This is a genomic window from Bacillus sp. FSL H8-0534, from assembly GCF_038005885.1.
Taxonomy (GTDB): domain Bacteria; phylum Bacillota; class Bacilli; order Bacillales; family Bacillaceae_G; genus Bacillus_A; species Bacillus_A pseudomycoides.
This window is the reverse complement of record NZ_JBBOUC010000001.1, coordinates 1697902-1720194: the sequence shown is the minus strand read 5'-3', so window position 1 is coordinate 1720194 and position 22293 is coordinate 1697902. Positions and strand designations below refer to the sequence as shown.

The window sequence follows — 22293 nt, the reverse complement described above, 5'->3', positions numbered from 1 at the left end:
AGAATATACACGTTGTAACAGTGTTTTCATTATAATCATAAAAAAGTAGGGGATTTCTTTCTATGTATAATCAACTGAAGATTAATTGTTTTTGCTGTCTTTTTTTGTATGATTATCTAATAAAAGAAGTGCAAAGTATAAAATAATTAAATCTTTAAATTGTTTTGGGTCAAGTCCTGTATAATCTTCTATTTTTTTAAGTCTGTAATGTAATGTATTAATATGAATGTGTAACAGTTCTGCTGTTTGTTTATAGGATTGATTATGATCGATAAATAAGCGTAGTGTTTGCATGAGTTCAGTTGCAGGTAGCAAGTGATAAATGGTGCGTTGAAGAAATTCTTCACGAGTGTTAGCGGTAATATCTTGTAAACACATTTCTAAACGTAAATCTTCATTAAATATAATGCCTTTTGTTTTAAAGGCAACCGAAAGCGCACGCAATGCTTGTTCGTATGATACATGCATTTCATTTGGCATTACTGTTTGTCCAATACCAATATATAGTATAATCGGAAATAAAGATTCACAATCGTGTTTCAATCTCTTTAAAAATTGAAAAGTTCTTTTCTTTGCTTCCATTGTTGTAAATAATATAAAACGGTCATTTCCCCAGCGTACAAATAGTTCTTCTTTAGCTAACAAGTTACGAATATGCTGCCAAATTTTCCGTTGTAGCATTGTATCATCTTGATCAAATGAAAATAAAATAAGTTGTTTTTTCTTATGTAAATCGATACCGAGTGTTTTCGCACGGTCGAGAAAACTAGGAGACCAATCATTGCTTTGCAACCAATCAAAAACAAAAGCTTCATAGGAACGTTGCTCGAGTTCTAGTTGTTCTAAAAAATAATTTTCATGAATTAATAATTCGGTCATTTTTCGTAATATTTCCCCGTATTGTGAAATGTTTTCGGGTTCACCTGTAATGCCAATAACGCCAATTACTTCATCATGGAAAAGGAGAGGCAGATTCATTCCTGCTTTTACCCCTTGTAAATATCGTTCATCTTCTTTTGTAATGATGACAGTTTTCTTTTCTTTCGCACAGCGAAGGGCGCCTTCATGAAATTGTCCAATTCGTGCTGGATTTGTGCTAGCGATAATTGTGCCTTGTATATCAATAATTATAATATTTTCAGTAATTAGCCTTCGAACTTCACGGACAATTTTGTTTGCTAAATCGGGAAAAAGCATAATTTGCACACCTCTATTTCTATTTGTTGTACATTATATATGTAGTTTTATTAAGACTAGGAAGATTTCACACTTTCCTCACAAATATTTGCTATTTTACAATTATAACGAAATCATCTAAAGATGGAGGGAATCTTTTGAAGAAATACTTTTTTCTGCTATGTTTTTTGTTTCTGTTAGCAGGATGTCAGGGGAATTCATATACACCGATTGCTAAAAATAAAAGTATCATCATAACAACAAATATTAAAGAAGGTAGCGTTAGTTTTATTGATGAAAAGTCGAAAAAGACATTAACAACATGGGAATTAAAAGAACCTATTACAGGAATCGTGCTGCTGCCAAGTGGGGAAGACATGCTTGTATATGGTAAGCAGTTAGAATATGCATATATATACTCGTTAACAGAAGGAAACGAAGTGAACAAATGGAAAACGGGAAAAGGAATTACGAATGTCATCGTATCAAATGATGGAAAACAATTATTTATGGCTGATCAAAATGAACAAAAAGTACGATTCTTTACAATAAATGGAAAAGAGACAGAGAGTGTTTCGGTAGGGAAAGGCCCGCTAACAATGGTGCAGAATGATAAACAATTACATGTATTAAATTTTTATGATACACAGTTATCAACAATTGACTTAGACCAAAAGAAAGTTGTGCATTCATTTATGGTACCACCAGCATCAACAGGGGCAATGGTCAGCGCTGATGGAAAGGAAATATGGATTGGTGGACATGGAGATGGGAAGCAAGTGAATGAGAAAGTATTGGTTTATTCTTTAGCAGATGGACAGATGGTTCGCTCTTTACATGCACCATTTATGCCAGTTAGTCTTGCGGGAGATGAAAAATTCGTGTATGCATTAAGTCATGGATCGAATACATTAAGAAAATTTGATGCGCGAACATATCAAGAAGTAGGAGCTCTTGAGGTAGGATCTAATCCATTTGCTTTTTTGAAAAGTGGGAAAGAAGGTTATGTAGCTAGCTATGATAGTAATGAAGTGTATGTAATTGATATTCAGAAAATGAAAGTGAAACAAACGATTGCGGTTGGAAAGGGACCGTTTCAACTTACGCAGCGAGAAGGGAGAGAGAGATGAACAAACATAAAGTATTACTTGTAGATGATGAAAGTGATATGAGACAGCTTGTTGGCATGTATTTAGATAATTTCGGATATGAATGGGGAGAAGCAGAGAACGGAAAAGATGCGCTTCATATGCTTGATACAGATCATTACGATTTTGTTATTTTAGATATTATGATGCCACAGATGGATGGAATTTCAGTCTGTAAAGAAATTCGAAAAACATCGGATGTACCAATTATTTTTTTAACAGCAAAAGGAGAAGAATGGAACCGCGTTAATGGTTTACGGATGGGAGCGGACGATTATATTGTAAAGCCATTTAGTCCAGGTGAGCTCATTGCTCGTATGGAAGCTGTATTAAGAAGATATACGAAGCAAGAACAACAAGAAGAAGAACTTCAATTTGGTCCAATCGTAATTAACGAAAAAAGTCGTCGAATTGAAATAGACGGAGAGCCTATTTCTCTTACTGTAAAAGAGTTTGATCTACTTTATTTTCTTTGCGGGCATAGTGGACAAGTGTTTAGTCGTGAGCAATTACTTGAAAAAGTATGGGGATATGATTACGCAGGAAGTACGAGAACGGTAGATACACATGTGAAAACGATGCGTTTAAAACTTGGAGAAAGTGGAAACTACATTCAAACAGTTTGGGGTGTAGGTTATAAATTTGAGGTGTAACATGTTTACGATGGTACAAAAGCTTTGGCTTACGGTGGTATGTGCAGTATGTGTGACAGTTTCTTTTCTTTATTTCGTGTCCTTATATTCATATGAAAAGTTATATGTTCAAAACATTGAAGATTCGTTAGTAATGGAAGGGAAAAGGCTCGTATCTCAATATAAAAAGGACGAGGGTACGTTAGCGTTTGGAGAGAAAGTTCAGGCATTTGATCGTATCTCGAGTGCGGATGTACTTTTCGTTAGTAATCCTCGTGATTTAAGTGCTTGTATACCTTTTGATGTACATCATCATTCCCTTATTAGTGAGAGTGATAGACAAACATTGTTAGATGGAAAGACCGTTACGAAGGTTGGATATGAAGAACATTTCGAGCGTAATATTATGGGAGTTGTTATTCCTGTTTTAGAAGAAAAGAAATTAGTTGGGATTGTGTACTCATATATTCCATTAAAGAGTATTAAAGATTTAATCTATGATATGGGACTTATTTTAGCTCCATTAGCTTTCGTTATGATTTTACTTACAATATGGATTGGTAGAAAAATTATTATTGCGATTACAAAACCGCTCTCACAAATGGAACGAGTTGCAAATCATATGGCAACAGGAGATTTTTCTGAGCGTATTACGATTTCGTCGGAAGATGAAATAGGACGTTTAGGGAAAGCGTTTAATAAAATGGCAAATTCATTAGAAATGGAAGATGTCAAACGTAAGGAATTTTCAGCAAATGTTTCTCATGAACTGCGGACGCCGCTAAGTTATATTAAGGGGTATAGTGAAGCGATATTAGATGGAGTTGCAAAGGGACAGCAACAATCAAAATTTACACAGCTCATTCATAGAGAAGCTGGTCGTATGCAACGGCTTGTTCATGATTTATTGGATTTGGCGCAACTTGAAGGAGACCATTTTCCATTAAAAAAACAACCGATTGTATTTGCGCAGCTTATTGAAGATGTATTAGAAACGTACGAATTGAAATGTATGGAAAAAGAGCTGTATATTTCAACGGATCTTGATCCAGATATTATTGTAACGATTGATGAGGATCGGATGCAACAGGTGCTTCATAACTTGCTAGACAACGCTATTCGTTATACAAATCAAAATGGAAACATTTCTATACAATTGAAGAAAAAAGATAGGCAGTGTGAATTGAAAATAAAGGATACGGGAATTGGTATTGATGCTGAGCATTTAGAGCAGCTTGGCGAACGTTTCTATCGGGTTGATAAAGGGCGAAGTCGCAGGCATGGTGGAACAGGTCTTGGTCTTGCGATTGTCAAACAAATCGTGCATATCCATGATGGAGAATGGCGAGTCGAAAGTGAAAAAGGAAAGGGAACAACGGTTATTATAAAATTACCTGCGAATGAAGAAGGAAGTATGTTTTAGTTGTCAATTTCCCCACTTAAACGTAACACGTTTTGAAGTGGGGGTCTTACTATCCGTGAATAGAGGGGGAAATAGGAAATGAAGGCGAATAATACCAGATTAAATACCAGTTACAACCCGCTACTGGGTATAATAACCATCAATTTCCTCTATATAACAAAAATTTGGCTATTTTATGAACAAAACATTTGTACTTCTTACTAATTCGTTCTAAAATGGTTATGGATGCTATGTTCTTATAAATCGTTTGAATTGTTGTTTGGATGATACTGAGGTGATTTAACTGGAGTACAAATCTATTAAGCCGAAAAAAATTTACGAAGAAGTATCTGAAGCCATTTTAACGATGATAAAAAATGGTACATTAAAACCTGGTGACAAACTTCTTCCTGTTCATCAATTAGCCGAGCAGTTTCAAGTTGGCAGATCTGCAGTTCGTGAAGCGCTTAGTGCCTTGCGAGCTATGGGGTTAATTGAAATGAAACAAGGGGAAGGAACATATGTGAAGAACTTCGATTCTTCAGCATTGACAAAACCTTTAAATAACATGTTGTTAATGAAGAAGGAAGATATTTTAGATTTATTGGAAGTACGAAAAGTGCTTGAAGTCGGGGCAGTTCGGGCAGCAGCAGTAAAACGTACAGAAGATAATTTGAAAAATATGAAGCATTGGTTAGATGAAATGGAAAAAAGCATGGGGAATGAAAGGGCTGGTGAAAAAGCGGACTTTCATTTTCATATGGGAATTGCAGAATCTTCACATAACAACATCTTACTCGAACTTATGAATCATGTTTCGGAAATGATTGCTGAGACGATTGGTGAGTCGAGACGCATTATTTTATATGGTGAACAAACAACAGCAGAACGACTTTTAGAAGAGCATCAAGTTATTTATGATGCGGTATTGAAACAAGATGTGGAATCTGCACAGCAAGCAATGCTAAATCATTTAACAAATGTAGAGCATATTGTCACAGGTAGACAAGATATAAATTCGTGATTTAGTCTTTCAAAATTTCATTTTTCTGATAAAATAGAGAAAGATTGAGTAAGCGTTTTCTTTTTAGGGAGAGGTTTAGGTAGGTCAATTATGCCTAGCTTCTTCTTTCTGTTAAGTCATCTGATGACCATATGATTGTTGGCGAAGTTGTAATGAGGGGGAATTATAATTATGAAAGTTACTTTGTTTGTTACTTGCTTAGTTGATATGTTTGAAACAAATGTTGGTAAAGCAACGGTTGAATTGTTGGAGCATTTAGGGTGTGAAATTGAATTTCCAGAAGCTCAAGTTTGCTGTGGACAACCAGCATATAACAGCGGTCATGTAGAAGCAGCAAAAGAAGCGATGAAGCATATGATTGAAACTTTCGAAGATGCAGAATATATCGTTACACCATCTGGTTCTTGTGCGACAATGTTTCATGAGTATCCACACGTTTTTAAAGATGATCCGAAATGGGCACCTCGTGCACAAAAAGTAGCAGATAAAACATATGAATTAACACAATTTATTGTTGATGTGTTAAAAGTTACAGATGTTGGTGCGCACTTAGAAGGAACAGCGACTGTTCACAAATCTTGTCATATGACACGTTTGCTAGGAGTAAAAGAAGCTCCAGGGATTTTACTATCAAATGTAAAAGGGCTAACTGTAAAAGAACTACCAAACGTACAAAATTGTTGTGGTTTTGGGGGAACGTTTTCAGTTAAAATGACACCAATCTCTGAACAAATGGTAGATGAGAAAGTGGATAGTGTGATGGAAACAGGTGCTGATTATTTAATTGGTGCTGACTGTGGGTGTTTGTTAAACATTGGCGGACGTATTGAGCGCTTAGGTAAAGAAGTAAAAGTAATGCATATTGCTGAGGTATTGAATAGTCGCTCATGAAGGGAGAACATAAGCTATGTCTATGAAAATCAGTGAGAAAAAATTTAATGATCGCGTTGGCGATGGAATTCAAGATTCATTTATGCGCGGGGCAGTATCTTCTGCACAAACGCGTTTATATACAAATCGCTTAAAAGCAGCCGATGAATTAGGAAACTGGGAAGAATGGCGTGAACTTGGTGAACAAATTCGTCAGCATACGTTAGAAAACTTAGACTACTATTTAATGCAACTGAGTGAAAATGTATCTAAAAGAGGCGGGCATGTTTTCTTTGCAAAAACGAAAGAAGAAGCAGCACAGTATATTCAAGAGGTAGCAAAGAAGAAGCAAGCAAAAAAAGTTGTAAAATCAAAGTCGATGGTAACGGAAGAAATTAGCATGAACCATGCACTTGAAGAAATTGGCTGTGAAGTATTAGAGAGTGACTTAGGTGAGTACATTTTACAAGTAGATAACGATCCACCATCTCATATCATTGCACCAGCACTTCATAAAAACAGAACGCAAATTCGTGATGTGTTTAAAGAAAAGCTTGGGTATGAAAATTCTGATGATCCATATGAAATGACAAAGTTTGTTCGTAAACAACTTCGTGAAAAATTTATGGATGCTGAAATTGGGGTAACGGGATGTAACTTTGCAGTTGCAAATACAGGCTCTCTTTGTCTAGTAACAAACGAAGGAAATGCTGACCTTGTTATGTCTATTCCCAAAACACAAATCGCGGTAATGGGTATGGAACGTATGGTTCCAACTATGGAAGAACTAGATGTTCTTGTTGGTTTACTGTGCCGCAGTGCGGTTGGTCAAAAATTAACAAGTTATGTAACGGTAGCAGGACCGATTCAGGAAGAGGAAGTAGACGGACCAGAAGAATTTCATTTAGTTGTTGTTGATAATGGACGTTCTACAATTTTAGGTTCTGAATTCCGTCAAGTGTTGCAATGTATTCGCTGTGCAGCTTGTGTAAACGTATGTCCTGTATATCGTCATGTTGGGGGTCACTCTTATGGATCCATCTATTCTGGTCCAATTGGGGCAGTATTAACACCACTTTTAGGTGGATATGATGATTATAAAGAGCTTCCGTATGCTTCTAGTTTATGCGGAGCGTGTACAGAAGCTTGTCCGGTAAAAATTCCATTGCATGACTTGTTATTAAAACATCGCCAAGTCATTGTTGAGAAAGAAGGGCGAGCGCCACTTGCAGAAAAATTAGCAATGAAGATGTTTAGTATGGGTGCGTCTTCCGCATCTTTATACAAAATGGGATCTAAAATTGCTCCGGCTGCTATGAGTCCATTTACGTCTGGTAATCGTGTAACGAAAGGTGTAGGGCCGCTGAAAAACTGGACGGATATTCGCGAGTTCCCAGCTCCAAGTAAAGAAAGATTCCGTGATTGGTATAAAGATCATAAGAAAGGCGGGAATGACTGATGACAGGGACAATTCAAAACCGTGATTCCTTTTTAGACAACATTGCGAAAGAACTTGGGCGAGCGCGTAAAACAGAAGGAGTACAGCGTCCAGTATGGAAGAATAATGTAAACGTAGAAACGTTGAAAGATTATTCAGAGGAAGAATTGTTAGCAGTATTCAAAAAACAATGTACCAACATTCATACGACTGTAATTGAAACAACAAAGGATGAACTGAGTGCAGTAGTTCGAAAAGTAATTACTGAAAACGGCGGTGGACCTATTTTATTATCGGGGGACGAACGTTTTGATACGTACGGTTTGAATGCTCTATTTTCTATAGAACTTCCGAACGAAAATGTTGAAGTAAACACTTGGGATCCAGAGAAAAAAGAAGAAAATATTCGCTTGGCTGAAAAAGCAAATATTGGTATTGCTTTTAGTGATTACACATTAGCAGAATCCGGTACAATTGTCGTGCAAAGTCATAAAGGACAAGGTCGTTCTTTACACTTCTTGCCTACGATTTATTTTGCAATCATTCCACGTGAAACAATTGTACCACGTATTACACAAGCGGTTCATGATATGAATACGCGTGTAGAGAATGGAGAAGAAGTTGCATCTTGTATTAACTTTATTACAGGTCCAAGTAACTCAGCTGATATTGAAATGAATCTTGTTGTAGGTGTACATGGACCATTAAAAGCATATTATTTTGTAGTGTAAAATGGGGAAAAGCAGGCTAAGAAATGGCCTGCTTTTTTATTAGAACAAAGATAATGCGAAATGGAAGTGTCGCTCTCTTTTTGCTATATTTTTTTGGGGAAGGAGAGGATGGTGTGATATTTTATTTATATGCTTTTTTAATAGGAACGGTGCTAGGTTCTTTTTATACGGTTGTAGCAGTACGCATTCCTATTGGACAATCTATTATTGCTCCTCGTTCTTATTGTGACTATTGTCGTCATACGCTAAGGCCGAAAGAGCTTATTCCAATTATTTCTTTTTGTTTACAAAGAGGTCGCTGCATTCATTGTAAAATGAAAGTACCCTTTATTTATACATTGTTTGAGGTGATAACAGGGGGAGCATTTCTTTTTTTTACGTATGTGATTGGAATGGATAAAGAACTAATTCTTATATGGACGTTACTTTCTTTACTCATTATCATTACAATGACAGATTTGTTCTATATGTTAATCCCGGATGTAATTTTATTCTCTTTTGCTTGTTTATTTGTAATAGAACATATTTTTATTTCACTCGTTCCTTGGTGGGAGGGCTTGATTGGTGCAGGAACGATATTTATTGTGTTATATCTCGTTCAAATTCTATTTCCGAATGGACTTGGAGGAGGTGATGTGAAATTACTTTCGCTACTTGGATTTATAATAGGGGCGAAAGCAATTTTTATTGTGCTTTGTTGTGCCTCTAGTTTGAGTCTTTGTTTCTTTGGAATTGGTATGTTACTCAAGCGTATTACATCAAGACAACCATTGCCATTCGGACCGTTTATTGCACTTGGAACAATATGTTATTTGGCTATGATATATCTGGAATAAAGTGAAACTGTAATCAGTGGAGGTATTACTGTCCGCAAATAGCGGGATAAAGGAGAAGTAGAAAATGAAAGTGTATATGGATGATCAAAGACCTTGCCCCTTCGGTTATGTCTTAGCGACAACAGTCGAAACTGCTTTGAATTTTTTGCACAATTCTGATGTAGATATTATATCGCTCGATTATAATATGGGATGGCGTCAGAAAAATGGTTTGGATTTTTTAGAAGTTTTTTGTACGGAAGGCCTTTATGTACAGGAAATTCATTTACATACAAATGATTCAATTGGTATGCAGTACATGTTAGAACGGATAAATAAAGGAAAAGAAACGAGAGAGATTTCCTCAAATATACAGGTGAAATGCACTGGAAGTTAAAAAGCTCCAAGGGGATCCTTGGAACTTTTTTAGTGTTTCATCTGTGCTTGTAAAGGGATGATTTCTTCTTGTTGAACTGCTTCTAAGTTATCTTCTGCCGCTTTAGGCTCTGGATTTTTTTGAGTTAAATAATGATATACCATACCAACGAATACGGATCCGCCGATAATGTTGCCAATTGTAACCGGAATTAAGTTATGGATAGCACCAGCGAAAGAAATTGTATCAGGATGTGGTGATACTAAAGATAGTGCAAATAATGATAAGTTTGCAATACTATGTTCATAACCGGATAAGAAGAAAGTAAAGACAAGAAACATCATAATAAGTATTTTTGCTGTATCTCCTTTTACTTGAGAAGGTAGGAAACATGCAAGGCATACGAGCCAGTTACATAAAATCGCTTTGAAAAATAATTGCATTGTAGGTGTTCCCATTTTTACTGCAACGACTGTACTCATTAAATGTCCATGATTGATTGATTGGAAAATACCAGTTGCGTAAAATAACAATGCAAAAAATACTGCACCTGCTAAGTTACCTACATAACAAGCGATCCAATTACGAAGTGTATCGCCAATTGTTGTTTCCTTTCGCAGAGTTGCGACTGTAAAATACATTGTATTTCCTGTAAATAATTCAGCTCCGCCATATATAATTAATATAAGTGCAATTCCAAAAAACATAGAAGATGCTAAATATGTTGCGGGTGAATTTACAACATTGAAGAAATTCCCTAATTTAAAACATAGTACAATAGTAAAACCAATATAGATGCCAGCTAGTGCAGCGCGAATGAAATATTGCATTGGATTTGCATCCAACATTTGTTTCTTTTTCTGCGCAAGTTGTACAACGTAAGCTAATCCTTGTTCTAGCATAATAATACGCTCCTTTAGTACATTGTCTATAAGTACTCCTCATATGAATAAGGTACACGTATTTACTCTTAGTTTCAATAAGTTTGTGCAATGTTTCACAAAAAGGACATACCTTCTGAATGAAAGCGTTAACAAATTGTGGTATCATATCATATGTTTGTAAAAATAGAGGGAAATGGCAACTTTTTATGTAATAAAATGAAACTTCTATCATTTGGGTGTTATCTTTCAAGGATGGCAAATGGATTAGTTATCCTCTATCTATTTTTGAAGGGGGGACTATTTAGTGTCAGGTAAATGAAAAAACGCTGTTGTTACAGCGCTTTTTCATCCAAATTCTTTTGTGTATTTTGGACACTTGTATCTTTAGATAAGAACCAACCACCCATTGCAATTCCAATTAGTACAATCCAAAATCCAATTTTCCATGGTGCTGATTCTGGGAAACTGTGTGGAATAACATTTAAAGCAGGGTGTGCTAACGTATAAACTGCTAGTTTCACACCAACCCAACCAACAATTAAGAATGCAGCAGTTTCTAACCCTGGTTTACGTTTTAATATTTGTACGAAAGCAGATGCAGCAAATCGCATAATGATTAAACCAATGAGCCCACCTGTAAAAATAACAAGAAATTGTCCTGTATCAAGACTACCAATTGTACCAAGGCCTGTTTTTGGTAAAGTCATCGCTAATGCAACAGCTGCTAAAATAGAATCAACGGCAAACGCAATGTCGGCAACTTCAACTTTAAATACTGTCCACCAAAAGTTTTCTTGTTTTTTCTTTGTTTCTTTCTCTTCAGTTTCTTCATGTGTATTCTTTTTAACATATGTTTTGAATAAATGGTTACCAGCGATAAACATTAAATAAATCGCCCCCAGTGCTTGCACTTGCCATACGTCGACTAAGAAAGAGATCATAAACAATGATCCAAAACGGAACACGAAAGCTCCTGCTAATCCGTAAAATAATGCTTTTTTTCGTTTGTCTTCTGGTAAATGTTTTACCATAATGGCAAGGACTAGAGCGTTATCTGCTGCTAAAATTCCTTCTAGTGCAATTAAGATAAGCAATACCCAACCATACTCCAATAATAATGATACATCCATGTACATTCTCCTCTCAATTGTATAAATCCTAAACAAGTGAAGAGGTTTCCCCACTGTTTAGTTTCCCCATACTCCAACCTATCAACGACGGAAGGAATTGGAAAAGAATACAAAAAAGACCTCTGCCGTTGATAGGCAAAGGTCTTGCTAGACATATGTAATAAAAATGCCAACAAAGCCGGAAGAACTGAGTTCTACGTAATGACGACTTTGTTTCCAAGAATATATTCTTGGACGCTACTCCCCTTTGGAAATATGCTATTGTATTTTCATTATATGGATAATGTAAATGTTTGTCAACCTGTTAAAATGTCTTCGTTTGGATATTTTATCTTTCTTTGTTTTTTATGTGCAAAAGAAAATGCTAATGTTAAAGGACCCATTTTTCCAAAAAACATCATAAAGATAATGGTTATCTTTCCGATTATTGTCAATTTTGAGGTAAGTCCCATACTGAGACCAACAGTCCCAAATGCCGAAAATACTTCAAAGGCACTCATTAAGAGGGGAACTTGTTCGGTGATACTTAAAATTAATATGGCGAAAAAAATAAATGAGATTGAAATGACTACAATGGCAAGTGATTTTACAATCAAACCATCTTTTATTGATTTTTTAAAGATGACAATGTCATCTTGCTCTTGTAAAAATTTAAGAACCCCGAGTAGCATAATTAAAAAGGTTGTTAATTTAATGCCGCCACCTGTTGAAGCACTACCAGCTCCAATGAACATGAGCAACATCATTAGTAAAAGAGATGGTTTTGTTAATTGTGCCATGTCTACAGTATTAAAACCAGCTGTACGTGTGGAAACAGCTTGGAAATAGGCTGCTAGTCCTTCTTCAAACGGTGTAAATCCTTTCATAGAAATTGGATTATGGAATTCAAATATAAAAATTAAAATTGTAGCAGCAATATTTACAATAAGAGTAGATGAGAGCATAAGTTTAGAGTGTAATGTAAGGTTCTTAAAGTTGCGTTTTCTTTTTATATCCACTATGACTGTGAAACCAATTCCGCCTAAAATAATGAGAGAGGAAATGACTATGTTGACGAGTATACTATGAGATTGTGACATTAAATTATCAGTCCAAATGGAAAATCCGGCGTTGTTAAATGCTGAAATGGCATGAAAAAAACTATAATATAGTCCGTTAAAAACACCGTATTTTGGAACCCATTCAAAAGCAAGAAGAAGAGTAGCGAAACATTCAATGGTAAAAGAAAATAGAAATAATGATTTTGCGAGACGAATCACTCCGCCGATATTTGTTTGATTTAATGCTTGCTGTAGTAAAATTCGATTTTGGAGACCGATTTTTCTCCCGAGCATAATCGCGATTAATATAGCAAAGCTCATAATGCCGAGACCGCCAACTTGTATGAGTGTTAAAATGACAAGTTGCCCAAATAGGGTGAACACTTTTCCGGTGTCAACAACGCCAAGTCCTGTAACTGTAAATGCAGAAACAGTTGTAAATAATGCATCTAGCCAAGAAATTGAAGTTGTAGTGGAGATAGGCAGTTTTAATAGGCATGTTCCGATAATGGATAGTGCAATAAAAGATAACGTAAGTACACGAGGAGGACTCATTTTAATATTAATCCGTTTCATAGTATATACCTTTCCTTTCGGCTTGCTCTTTGTAGTATGTCAAAAAGAATTACAATGTATGTTGAAAAGGAAAAGAGGCAGAATATATCTGCCCCTGAATCAATTATTTATAGAATTATCCACGTAATTGTTGTTGTGCTAAGGAAACGAGACGTTTTGTTACTTCGCCACCGACAGATCCGTTAGAACGAGATGCTGTATTCGAACCTAAGCTTACACCAAACTCTTGTGCAATTTCATATTTAAATTGTTCTAGCGCTTGCTCAGCACCAGGAACAAGTAATTTATTTGTTTTTACCATTGATAACACATCCTAATTTATATTCCAGTTTATTTGTTTTTAATGAGCAGTAAAGGAATGTTTTGCTGATACAAGCTAGCTCACTGTATAAACTGGTATCGTTAGTGTATGTGTTATATGTTTGGTCATACACGGAAGTAATCGGTGAGATTAGAAGTTATTGGATACGAAAAAAGAGTAGCATGTGTGCTACTCTTTTTTCATTATTGTTGCTGTACCTTCGACAACTATATCATTCCATTGATTATATACATTTGTTTGCAACGTAATAATTTTTTTATCATCACGTTTTTTGATAACTTCTGCGACTACGCGTAAGGTATCACCAATTTTTACAGGTGCACGAAATGATACATTTTGTGATAAATAAATTGTGTTTTTTCCTGGTAATTTTGTTCCGAGAATGGTCGAAATAAATCCTGAAACAAGCATACCATGTGCAATTCTTTCTTTAAACATTGTTGTTTTTGCAAAAGAGTCCAGAATATGAATTGGATTTACATCCCCGGTCAGTTTTGCAAAAGTGATAATGTCTTCATTGGTAATCGTTTTTGTTAAGGATGCTTGATCGCCAACTTGAATCTCATCATAATGAAGCTCTGGAACAGACTGCGCTTCTTGAAATGGATTCATTTTTTCCTCCTTCTTTTCCATATCGAAAAATGTAAGCCATCTTGATGCAATGGGAGGAAGAAAGAGTTTAGTTTGTTCTGCGGTAAGCTGCCACATTTTCCTTACTTGATGGAAGTAAATAGATTTTTTGAGTTTTCCTCGAACTTTTTTACGAGTTCCAGTTGTGTAGATTTGAATTCTTCCAAAAAACCTTCTAATTGTTTTTGACCCTCGTCACGTTGAAGTTGTTGTTGTTCAATGAATTGTTTTGTTGTTTCTTCAAACTTGCCGTTCGTTTGAGTAAGAATCGATAAAGATGTTTTTGTTGGAGACACAGTAAGTTGATGAATATGATTAGAAAGTTCGTTCCATTTTTCTTGCCATTCGTTAATTTGTTCATTTAAGGAGTTGCCTGTGAATTGCTTCACGTATTCTGTATATTGACTATTAAATTGAGTAGTGAATTGTTGTAGTTCTTTTTCGAGTTCATCTACTCCTGCTGTTAATTTATGCAAAGCATCCTGCTGTTGTTTTAAAGTTTCTAAAGTAAGTTGCTCCAATTGTTTCCCTGCTGAAGAGAAAAGGGAAAGAGAATGTGACCAATTTTTCCAAAATGCATCGACCAGTTCGTATGGTTTAGTTTCCATGGTTTGACCTCCAAATATTTTTTTGCATATTGTGAACGCAGATTATTCTGCTGTACCACCAGGTGAAGATGAAGATTTTTTTTCATCCTTTTCTGGAGAAGTAGAAAATGGAAAGAATGCATTGGTGTATAACGTGAAGAATGTTCGCAACATATTTTGGTAATGTTCAAAAGAGGTCGCGCATGTTGCTAAATATTGCTCTCCATATTCTGTTAAAGAATAAATTCGCTTTGCTGGCCCTCCTTCACTTGTATCCCAAGTGGAAGATATGAGGTTTTCTTTTTCTAACTTGCGCAAGGTTCTATAAACATTACCTTGGTCAACGGAAGAAAAGCCAATATCCATTAGCATTTGAATCAGTTTGTAACCGTGAAGACTCCAGTCTTTTAGACAGAGAAGTAAGAAGGGAACTAAGAAGTTTTTTGGCATGGAGTTTGGTTGTTTCGCTTGGTTTGTTTCCAAACTTTCTTGTTGTTCTGGTTCATTATGTAGCATGATTGTGCATCACCTCATGAATCAGTTAAATGGAATTTTTTGCTTATAAGTGCAATTTACACCTATCTGTTTTCTATGTCAATACATTTGTTGGAATATAGAAAAAAACAAAATACAGACTTGAAGTTTTATTCAGAATATTAGAAAATAGTGAATAGGTTGAATTGTTTCAAAAACGAATAAAGGAGTGTAGGAGAAGTGATTGATCAAAAATTCGATCCACTACAAGCATGGAAAGAAGCTTATGAACAGACCGAAACATTTTGGGGAAAAACGCTCAATGAAACAATCAAAACAGAAGAATATTCTGCTTGGATGGGAAGCGTTCTAGATTTGAATTTGTTTTATCAGAAGATGTTGAATGATGCAACAAAAGGCTATTTAGAAAAAGTGAACATGCCAACCCAAGACGATATCGCAAGAGTAGCTACGCTTGTTATTAACTTAGAAAATAAAGTTGATAACATCGAAGAGTTTTTGGAAGAAAAAGCAGATTCTTTAGGACAATCTCCTACGCTAAAACGTGATGTAACAAAAGTGAAACAAGATATTCGTACATTAGAAGATAAAGTGGATAAGATTTTAGGATTACTTGAAAAACAAAATGAAGTGTTAGCAAAATTACAGGAACCAGAGAAAGAAGTGGCGAAAGCGCCTCTGAAACCAGAGAATAAAAAGTAGTTAAGAAGTGTTGTTTATACGTTCAAAAAGGGAAAGGGAGAACCTCTTTTACGAATGGTATGAACAGCTGAAAATAGTTTGTATGTAGAATATCGTTTTAAAATATGCATCAAGGTGATGCATTCTTATATCTAACAAATTCAATAAAGGGGGAATAGAAATGGTTCAATTAAATGGTAAAGTAGCAATCGTAACAGGTGGGGCAAAAGGAATTGGTAAAGCGATTACAGTAGCATTAGCAAAAGAGGGAGCAAAGGTTGTTATTAACTATAATAGCAGTAAAGAAGCGGCTGAAAATCTAGTGAATGAATTAGGAACAGAAGGTCATGATGTATATGCAGTTCAGGCAGATGTTTCTAAGCTAGAAGATGCGAAGCGCCTTGTAGATGAAGCTGTGAATCATTTTGGTAAGGTAGATATTCTTGTAAATAATGCTGGTATTACAAGAGACCGTACTTTCAAAAAATTAAACCGTGAAGATTGGGATCGCGTAATCGATGTAAACTTAAGTAGTGTATTTAATACAACGAGTGCGGCACTTCCTTACATAACAGAATCAGAAGAGGGTAGAATCATTAGCATTTCTTCTATTATTGGACAAGCTGGTGGATTTGGACAAACAAACTATTCAGCAGCAAAAGCTGGTATGTTAGGATTTACAAAGTCATTAGCGCTAGAACTTGCGAAAACAAATGTAACAGTGAATGCGATTTGCCCAGGATTCATTGATACAGAAATGGTAGCAGAAGTGCCGGAAGATGTTCGTCAAAAAATCGTTTCTAAGATTCCAAAGAAACGTTTCGGACAAGCGGATGAAATTGCAAAAGGTGTTGTATACTTGTGCCGTGATGGAGCGTATATCACTGGTCAACAGTTAAATATTAACGGCGGATTATATATGTAATGAAGCAAGGAGAAAGTGCATATCCATAGCAGGAGTGCACTTCTTTCTTGAAGAAGGAAATCAGTTAAAAAGGAGATAGGAAAATGACTACATTCGTAACAGAATGGGAAAAGCAATTGGAACTATACCCAGAAGAATATCGAAAAGCATATCGTCGTTTTAAAAGAGCGAGTGAAGTTTTACTGCGTGAACCAGAGCCACAAGTTGCTTTAACTCCAAAAGAGGTCATTTGGACGAAAAATAAAACGAAGCTGTATCGTTACATTCCAAAGCAGGAAAAAACACATTCGGTTCCCATTTTATTGATCTATGCGCTAATTAATAAACCATATATTATGGATTTGACACCAGGAAATAGTTTGGTGGAATATTTAGTAGATCGTGGTTTTGATGTGTATATGCTTGATTGGGGCACATTCGGTTTAGAAGATAGTCATTTAAAGTTTGATGATTTTGTGTTCGACTATATTGCAAAAGCAGTTAAAAAAGTAATGCGAACTGCAAAAGCGGACGAGGTATCTCTACTCGGATATTGTATGGGTGGTACGCTAACATCCATTTATGCGGCACTTCACCCACATATGCCGATTCGAAATTTAATTTTTATGACAAGTCCATTTGATTTCTCTGAAACCGGATTATATGGTCCATTATTAGATGAAAAGTATTTTAACTTAGACAAAGCAGTTGATACATTTGGAAATATACCGCCGGAAATGATTGATTTCGGAAATAAAATGTTAAAGCCAATTACAAACTTTGTTGGTCCGTATGTTGCTTTACTTGATCGCTCAGAAAATGAGCGCTTTGTTGAAAGCTGGAAGCTAATTCAAAAATGGGTTGGAGATGGTATCCCATTCCCAGGTGAATCGTATCGACAATGGATTCGCGATTTTTATCAAAATAATAAATTGGTTAAAGGTGAGCTCGTGATTCGAGGTCAAAAAGTAAAACTTGAAAACATTAAGGCAAATGTCTTAAATATTTCTGCAAAACGTGATCATATTGCATTGCCATGCCAAGTAGAGGCGTTGCTGGACCATATTTCTAGTACAGACAAACAGTATGTGTGCTTGCCGACAGGACATATGTCAGTTGTATATGGTGGAACGGCTGTAAAACAAACGTATCCTACAGTTGGAAATTGGCTTGAGGAACGCTCTAATTGAAGTGAAAAAGTGATTAATATGGCTTGAACACATATCTTTTTTGTTCATACGAATGAAATGGAAAATCCAGCTAGCATAGGCTAGCTGGATTTTTTTATGTAAAGTAACAAAAAATAAAAGGGAGGAAATTCAATTGTAGGAGAATAGTTATGAAATTAGCATTAGGGAAGTTATACTGGAATGAAGAAGCTTGTATGCCTTGTTATCCGATATTAGAAAATGATATGATATGTGATGTGCTTATTGTTGGAAGCGGAGAATCAGGCGCTCAAATTGCATATTTTTTAACAAAATTAGGAATGAGTGTCACGTTGATTGATAAACGAAAAATTGCACACGGAAGCACAGTTGCTAATACAGGATTACTACAATTTGTTCATGATAAGTCATTGACATCTTTGATTCATACATTTGGGGAAGCAAAAGGGGTGCGAGCTTATCAGCTTTGTTACTAGGCACTGCGAACATTGGAACAGGTTGTTCCAATGTTAGATATTGATCCTTGTTTTATTCCGAGAAGAAGCTTATATTATGCAAGTCAAAATGAAGATATTTCATTCCTTCAAGAAGAGTATCGTACATTACAACGTTACGGATTTCCTGTTGAGTATTTTACAGAATCTGATATTAAGAAACGATATTCATTTACAAAACCGGCAGCATTATATACAGGGGGGGATGCAGAAGTGAACCCGTATATGTTAGCTCATGGTCTTATACATAAAGCAAACCAGCTAGGTGCTTCTATTTTTGAAAATACAGAGGTTGTGCATATTAAGCCTGTTCAAAAAGATTTGGTTTCTTACACAAAAATAGGTAAGAAAATTGTAGCGAAAGCAGTGATTATGGCTACAGGATATGAAACACTATTTGGGAAAAAAGAAGCAAATACAACGGTAGAAACCTCTTATGCTATTGTTACAAATGAGCAAGAGCATTTTAATGGGTGGCACGAACAATCATTAATTTGGGAAACTGCTCGGCCGTATTTGTATTTTCGTACGTACAAAAATAGAATTATTGTAGGCGGATTAGATGAAGCGATGCAACTTCAGAAATTTGGTGATACAAAGTTATTGCATAAACGAGAGTTGCTAACTAAAATTATACAAGAGATGTTTCCAAATCTTTCAAATATAAGAGCTGAATATTATTGGGCTGCTGCATTTGGCGGAAGTCATGATGGTCTTCCTATTTGTAAAGAAGATGATAAAGTCTCTAATTTGTATTATGCATTACCGTATGGAGGAAATGGAACTGTATATGGAATGGTATTTGCAAAACTATTTCAGCAGTTATTTACAAATAAAGAAAATGATGATTTTTCTTTGTTTAATCGATAGAAAAAAGGTAGCGAAGTGATGGGATGAGAGATATAAAGAAATTTTTGCAAAAATTGCGTCCGGTACAGCTTATTGTTTTATTTTATTTCATAGCAGTAATTGTTTCTGTAATTTTATTAAGTTTACCATTTGTCATTAAGCCAGGTGTAAAATGGACTTTTATAGATGCGTTATTTATATCTGTTAGCGCTGTTAGTGTTACGGGGCTTTCAGTGGTTTCTATTCCAGATACGTTTAATACGGCAGGTATTATGATTTTAGCGCTCGTATTACAATTAGGCGGTTTAGGAATTATGGCACTTGGTACATTTGTTTGGATGATAACAGGTAAGAAAATAGGATTGCAGCGAAGACGATTAATTATGGCAGATCATAACCAAGGAAATTTATCAGGGCTTGTTGAGTTGATGCGGTCTATTTTAATTTTGATTATTTCGATAGAAGTGGTTGGGGCGCTTCTATTAGGAACAAGATTTTTACTCTATTTCCCAAGTTGGAAAGAAGCGTATTTTCATGGTTTTTTTGCCTCTATTAGTGCAACAACGAATGGTGGATTTGATTTAACTGGTCAGTCGCTTATTCCATATCAGAAAGACTATATTGTACAAATAATTCATATGCTTCTTATTATTTTAGGAGCAATTGGCTTTCCTGTGCTAATGGAAGTAAAACAGTATTTGAGTAAGGAAAAACATCAATTGTTTCGTTTTTCACTATTTACAAAATTGACAACAACGACATTTTTCTCGCTTATTATTGTGGGAACAATCGTTATTTTTTTATTGGAGCGAAATCAGTTTTTATTAGGGAAATCCTGGCATGAAACGGTATTTTATACGTTGTTTCAATCCGTTACAACGAGAAGTGGTGGATTAGCGACAATGGATATACGTGACTTGTCACAGCCGACGCTTTTATTTATGAGTGTTTTAATGTTTATTGGTGCTTCTCCAAGTTCAGTTGGAGGGGGAATACGTACAACGACGTTTGCTGTGAATATTCTTTCCCTATATACGTTTGCAAAAGGTGACAGAACGGTACGTGTTTTTAAACGGCAATTGCATGAGGAAGACGTTTTAAAAGCGTCCGTTGTTATGACTATGGGGATTTTATTATGTGCTTTTGCTTTATTTATTTTATCGATGACTGAAAATGCACCATTTATGAGTTTAATTGTTGAAGTATGTTCTGCATTTGGAACGACTGGGTTATCAACAGGTATCACTTCTGATTTAACAACTGCTGGAAAACTTGTATTAATTGTTCTCATGTTTATTGGTCGTGTTGGTATTTTAACATTTATTTTAGCAAGTGGTGGAAGGGAACAACCACCTCGCTATAAATATCCCAAAGAGAGAATTATTATTGGATAACATGAAACCATTCTACCTATAAAGGTAGAATGGTTTTTTAATCGTTAATACCAAATTGAGGGTGCATAAATGAATCTTCAACCCCGTCTGTTTTGTTTCGTAACACTTCTTGATTTTCTTCTGAAATCCATCCGATATCATTTGTTGGATGGATCCATTCTTCGCCAGCCATAATGGCCGGATCAACTTCATCACTCCAATTGTTAAGTGGGCTATTTTTAGAATTGTATTTACTATCTCCAATTACAACATCGTATTGATTAATAAAGGGTTGTTGCATTTGTTTTCCTGTTCCTTTAAAGGAGGGGAAATTCATTTGATGCGGCAAGGTTTCATCTAAAATGGGTGAATGAATTTGTTGTTTTTTCTTCAAAGTAATCGTTCCTTCTTTATTATAGTAGGAAATATGAATTTCCTGTTCAGATATAGTGTTTCCATATATACGTTGCTTTGTACTTGTTAACACTTCCCATCAATAATTTTTGAAAGTTTTCTCAAACTAATATAGAAAGTAAGATGTCATTACAGTGAAGGAAGGTATTGTAAGTGGTAAAACGAAAAGTAAAACAACATGCGGCAATGAATCATAATAAAACTCCAAAAGAAAGCCTACCGGATGCGGAATTTGCGGTAGAGTATGAAAATGAAAATCCAGCGAAATATGCAAATCGCAATTCAAAAAAGGGTAAGCAAAAATGAGGCGTTTTTTACAAACGCCTCATTTTTTTGTGGAATTTTTAATCTTTTCTTAATTAATTGTAAATTTTCTGTTTTTTTGTTGTGAAAAAATATGAAAAAACATTGAAGTAGCAACGTATTACACAAAAACAAACAACAAACAAAAGATTAATGTTAGTTTAATACTGTTTTTACACTTGGCGTTTATATTGGAGTTGTACATAAGAAAAATAAAAGGAGAGAGAAAAAGTGAAAAAACACTCTGTAAAGCTGTAGCAACCGGGGGAATATTTTCTTTATTAATGGGATGTGGTACTAAGAAAGAAGAAACTGCTGGGGCGAAAGTGAAAGATGACAAACTGTCTGGATCATTAGCAGTTTACACAGCAATTGAAGAAGAACTTGTACCTAGTTATCTTGATTCCTTTAAAAAGAAATACCCAGATGTGAAATTAAATATTGTTCGTGATTCAACAGGGGTTATTACAGCGAAATTGTTAGCAGAAGGGAAAAATACACAAGCAGATGTTGTATGGGGAACAGCAGCTTCTAGTCTTTTAGCTCTAGAAAAGAAAGAAATGTTGAAAGAATACTCTCCAAAAGGTGTAGATCGTGTACTTTCGCAATTTAAAGATGATAAAAAGCCAGAAAAATGGATTCGCGACGATTAAAAATGATTATAAACTTCCGGATGGTTTCCCAAAAGATGTAACAGATAAGTTATATAAAAATAACGATTTTAAATGGGCGGCTGATAATCGCGATAAAACTTTAGAACGTTTGGAAAAAGAATTTGGGCAAAAAGCAGAACCGAAAAAGTAAGTGGGAGAGAGAAAAATGAGGTGAAG

The 22293-nt window shown here is 35.4% G+C and carries 23 protein-coding genes, 2 pseudogenes and 1 riboswitch; of the genes and pseudogenes, 16 read left to right on the top strand and 9 right to left on the bottom strand.

Features of this window, described 5'->3' with window-relative positions:
- Positions 1-81: 81 nt before the first annotated feature.
- Positions 82-1197, bottom strand: a complete 1116-nt coding sequence (locus MHH71_RS09075; RefSeq protein WP_006094082.1) for a CdaR family transcriptional regulator — start codon at positions 1195-1197, stop codon at positions 82-84.
- 137 nt (positions 1198-1334) lie between these two features.
- Between MHH71_RS09075 and MHH71_RS09070 the strand changes: the two genes are divergently transcribed.
- The 9 genes from MHH71_RS09070 to MHH71_RS09030 all read left to right on the top strand — a co-directional run bounded on the left by MHH71_RS09070 (position 1335) and on the right by MHH71_RS09030 (position 9633).
- Complete coding sequence (locus MHH71_RS09070; protein WP_033798751.1) at positions 1335-2306, top strand: YncE family protein; 972 nt, start codon at positions 1335-1337, stop codon at positions 2304-2306.
- The gene (locus MHH71_RS09065; protein ID WP_018781063.1) at positions 2303-2977 is read left to right on the top strand and encodes a response regulator transcription factor; all 675 of its coding nucleotides are present in this window, start codon (positions 2303-2305) and stop codon (positions 2975-2977) included. The genes MHH71_RS09070 and MHH71_RS09065 overlap by 4 nt, the downstream gene beginning before the upstream one ends.
- Before the next feature lies 1 nt (position 2978).
- Positions 2979-4379 (top strand): sensor histidine kinase, encoded by a 1401-nt coding sequence (locus MHH71_RS09060; RefSeq protein ID WP_003206404.1) that lies wholly within the window; start codon positions 2979-2981, stop codon positions 4377-4379.
- Between the two features lie 313 nt (positions 4380-4692).
- Entirely contained in the window at positions 4693-5382 is a 690-nt protein-coding gene (locus MHH71_RS09055) for a FadR/GntR family transcriptional regulator (RefSeq protein WP_255258758.1), read from the top strand.
- A gap of 171 nt (positions 5383-5553) precedes the next feature.
- On the top strand, positions 5554-6273 hold the full coding sequence (locus MHH71_RS09050) for a (Fe-S)-binding protein (RefSeq protein WP_003206400.1): 720 nt from the start codon (positions 5554-5556) through the stop codon (positions 6271-6273).
- Between the two features lie 16 nt (positions 6274-6289).
- Positions 6290-7711, top strand: a complete 1422-nt coding sequence (locus MHH71_RS09045; RefSeq protein ID WP_006094085.1) for a LutB/LldF family L-lactate oxidation iron-sulfur protein — start codon at positions 6290-6292, stop codon at positions 7709-7711.
- The gene (locus tag MHH71_RS09040; protein ID WP_006094086.1) at positions 7711-8421 is read left to right on the top strand and encodes a LutC/YkgG family protein; all 711 of its coding nucleotides are present in this window, start codon (positions 7711-7713) and stop codon (positions 8419-8421) included. The genes MHH71_RS09045 and MHH71_RS09040 overlap by 1 nt, the downstream gene beginning before the upstream one ends.
- A 53-nt stretch (positions 8422-8474) precedes the next feature.
- Complete coding sequence (locus MHH71_RS09035) at positions 8475-9257, top strand: prepilin peptidase (protein WP_006094087.1); 783 nt, start codon at positions 8475-8477, stop codon at positions 9255-9257.
- Positions 9258-9321: 64 nt separating this feature from the next.
- Positions 9322-9633: a cyclic-phosphate processing receiver domain-containing protein gene (locus tag MHH71_RS09030; RefSeq protein WP_033794431.1), complete on the top strand. Its 312-nt coding sequence runs from the start codon at positions 9322-9324 to the stop codon at positions 9631-9633.
- Between the two features lie 29 nt (positions 9634-9662).
- Here the strand turns inward: MHH71_RS09030 and MHH71_RS09025 are convergent, their stop codons facing one another.
- The 7 genes from MHH71_RS09025 to phaQ all read right to left on the bottom strand — a co-directional run bounded on the left by MHH71_RS09025 (position 9663) and on the right by phaQ (position 15297).
- Positions 9663-10514 carry a formate/nitrite transporter family protein gene (locus MHH71_RS09025; protein WP_006094088.1) on the bottom strand — a complete coding sequence of 284 codons (852 nt, stop codon included), beginning with the start codon at positions 10512-10514 and terminating at the stop codon, positions 9663-9665.
- Between the two features lie 314 nt (positions 10515-10828).
- Complete coding sequence (locus MHH71_RS09020) at positions 10829-11626, bottom strand: TerC family protein (RefSeq protein WP_006094089.1); 798 nt, start codon at positions 11624-11626, stop codon at positions 10829-10831.
- A gap of 91 nt (positions 11627-11717) precedes the next feature.
- Positions 11718-11884: riboswitch (yybP-ykoY riboswitch) on the bottom strand.
- Between the two features lie 38 nt (positions 11885-11922).
- Complete coding sequence (locus tag MHH71_RS09015; RefSeq protein WP_006094090.1) at positions 11923-13242, bottom strand: TrkH family potassium uptake protein; 1320 nt, start codon at positions 13240-13242, stop codon at positions 11923-11925.
- Positions 13243-13357: 115 nt separating this feature from the next.
- The gene (locus MHH71_RS09010; protein ID WP_000241213.1) at positions 13358-13543 is read right to left on the bottom strand and encodes an alpha/beta-type small acid-soluble spore protein; all 186 of its coding nucleotides are present in this window, start codon (positions 13541-13543) and stop codon (positions 13358-13360) included.
- 189 nt (positions 13544-13732) lie between these two features.
- Positions 13733-14176: a MaoC family dehydratase gene (locus MHH71_RS09005; protein ID WP_018764158.1), complete on the bottom strand. Its 444-nt coding sequence runs from the start codon at positions 14174-14176 to the stop codon at positions 13733-13735.
- A 101-nt stretch (positions 14177-14277) separates the two neighbouring features.
- Positions 14278-14802 carry a polyhydroxyalkanoic acid inclusion protein PhaP gene (phaP, locus tag MHH71_RS09000; RefSeq protein WP_003196062.1) on the bottom strand — a complete coding sequence of 175 codons (525 nt, stop codon included), beginning with the start codon at positions 14800-14802 and terminating at the stop codon, positions 14278-14280.
- A gap of 42 nt (positions 14803-14844) precedes the next feature.
- Positions 14845-15297 carry a poly-beta-hydroxybutyrate-responsive repressor gene (phaQ, locus tag MHH71_RS08995; protein ID WP_003196063.1) on the bottom strand — a complete coding sequence of 151 codons (453 nt, stop codon included), beginning with the start codon at positions 15295-15297 and terminating at the stop codon, positions 14845-14847.
- A 198-nt stretch (positions 15298-15495) separates the two neighbouring features.
- Here phaQ and phaR point away from each other — a divergent pair, with 198 nt between their 5' ends.
- The 5 genes and pseudogenes from phaR (at position 15496) to MHH71_RS08970 (ending at position 20767) form a co-directional block, all read left to right on the top strand.
- Positions 15496-15978, top strand: a complete 483-nt coding sequence (phaR, locus tag MHH71_RS08990) for a polyhydroxyalkanoic acid synthase subunit PhaR (protein ID WP_006094092.1) — start codon at positions 15496-15498, stop codon at positions 15976-15978.
- A 160-nt stretch (positions 15979-16138) separates the two neighbouring features.
- On the top strand, positions 16139-16882 hold the full coding sequence (locus MHH71_RS08985) for an acetoacetyl-CoA reductase (RefSeq protein WP_003196065.1): 744 nt from the start codon (positions 16139-16141) through the stop codon (positions 16880-16882).
- An 83-nt stretch (positions 16883-16965) separates the two neighbouring features.
- On the top strand, positions 16966-18051 hold the full coding sequence (gene phaC / locus MHH71_RS08980) for a class III poly(R)-hydroxyalkanoic acid synthase subunit PhaC (protein ID WP_003196066.1): 1086 nt from the start codon (positions 16966-16968) through the stop codon (positions 18049-18051).
- 149 nt (positions 18052-18200) lie between these two features.
- A pseudogene (locus MHH71_RS08975) lies at positions 18201-19394 on the top strand (NAD(P)/FAD-dependent oxidoreductase).
- Between the two features lie 23 nt (positions 19395-19417).
- A complete protein-coding gene (locus tag MHH71_RS08970) occupies positions 19418-20767 on the top strand; it encodes a TrkH family potassium uptake protein (protein WP_006094095.1) in 1350 nt (449 codons plus the stop codon).
- 37 nt (positions 20768-20804) lie between these two features.
- Here the strand turns inward: MHH71_RS08970 and MHH71_RS08965 are convergent, their stop codons facing one another.
- Complete coding sequence (locus MHH71_RS08965) at positions 20805-21140, bottom strand: DUF3905 domain-containing protein (protein ID WP_016113926.1); 336 nt, start codon at positions 21138-21140, stop codon at positions 20805-20807.
- 173 nt (positions 21141-21313) lie between these two features.
- Between MHH71_RS08965 and MHH71_RS08960 the strand changes: the two genes are divergently transcribed.
- On the top strand, positions 21314-21466 hold the full coding sequence (locus MHH71_RS08960) for a hypothetical protein (protein WP_000240797.1): 153 nt from the start codon (positions 21314-21316) through the stop codon (positions 21464-21466).
- A 281-nt stretch (positions 21467-21747) separates the two neighbouring features.
- Positions 21748-22267: pseudogene (locus MHH71_RS08955) on the top strand (2-aminoethylphosphonate-binding protein).
- Positions 22268-22293: the final 26 nt, after the last annotated feature.

Coding starts and splice junctions, on each gene's coding strand:
- MHH71_RS09075 (WP_006094082.1), bottom strand. CDS start 1,197: ATGCTTTTTCCCGATTTAGCAAACAAAATTGTCCGTGAAGTTCGAAGG.
- MHH71_RS09065 (WP_018781063.1), top strand. CDS start 2,303: ATGAACAAACATAAAGTATTACTTGTAGATGATGAAAGTGATATGAGA.
- MHH71_RS09060 (WP_003206404.1), top strand. CDS start 2,979: ATGTTTACGATGGTACAAAAGCTTTGGCTTACGGTGGTATGTGCAGTA.
- MHH71_RS09050 (WP_003206400.1), top strand. CDS start 5,554: ATGAAAGTTACTTTGTTTGTTACTTGCTTAGTTGATATGTTTGAAACA.
- MHH71_RS09045 (WP_006094085.1), top strand. CDS start 6,290: ATGTCTATGAAAATCAGTGAGAAAAAATTTAATGATCGCGTTGGCGAT.
- MHH71_RS09040 (WP_006094086.1), top strand. CDS start 7,711: ATGACAGGGACAATTCAAAACCGTGATTCCTTTTTAGACAACATTGCG.
- MHH71_RS09035 (WP_006094087.1), top strand. CDS start 8,475: ATGCGAAATGGAAGTGTCGCTCTCTTTTTGCTATATTTTTTTGGGGAA.
- MHH71_RS09030 (WP_033794431.1), top strand. CDS start 9,322: ATGAAAGTGTATATGGATGATCAAAGACCTTGCCCCTTCGGTTATGTC.
- MHH71_RS09025 (WP_006094088.1), bottom strand. CDS start 10,514: ATGCTAGAACAAGGATTAGCTTACGTTGTACAACTTGCGCAGAAAAAG.
- MHH71_RS09020 (WP_006094089.1), bottom strand. CDS start 11,626: ATGGATGTATCATTATTATTGGAGTATGGTTGGGTATTGCTTATCTTA.
- MHH71_RS09015 (WP_006094090.1), bottom strand. CDS start 13,242: ATGAAACGGATTAATATTAAAATGAGTCCTCCTCGTGTACTTACGTTA.
- MHH71_RS09010 (WP_000241213.1), bottom strand. CDS start 13,543: ATGGTAAAAACAAATAAATTACTTGTTCCTGGTGCTGAGCAAGCGCTA.
- MHH71_RS09005 (WP_018764158.1), bottom strand. CDS start 14,176: ATGAATCCATTTCAAGAAGCGCAGTCTGTTCCAGAGCTTCATTATGAT.
- phaP (WP_003196062.1), bottom strand. CDS start 14,802: ATGGAAACTAAACCATACGAACTGGTCGATGCATTTTGGAAAAATTGG.
- phaQ (WP_003196063.1), bottom strand. CDS start 15,297: ATGCTACATAATGAACCAGAACAACAAGAAAGTTTGGAAACAAACCAA.
- MHH71_RS08985 (WP_003196065.1), top strand. CDS start 16,139: ATGGTTCAATTAAATGGTAAAGTAGCAATCGTAACAGGTGGGGCAAAA.
- phaC (WP_003196066.1), top strand. CDS start 16,966: ATGACTACATTCGTAACAGAATGGGAAAAGCAATTGGAACTATACCCA.
- MHH71_RS08970 (WP_006094095.1), top strand. CDS start 19,418: ATGAGAGATATAAAGAAATTTTTGCAAAAATTGCGTCCGGTACAGCTT.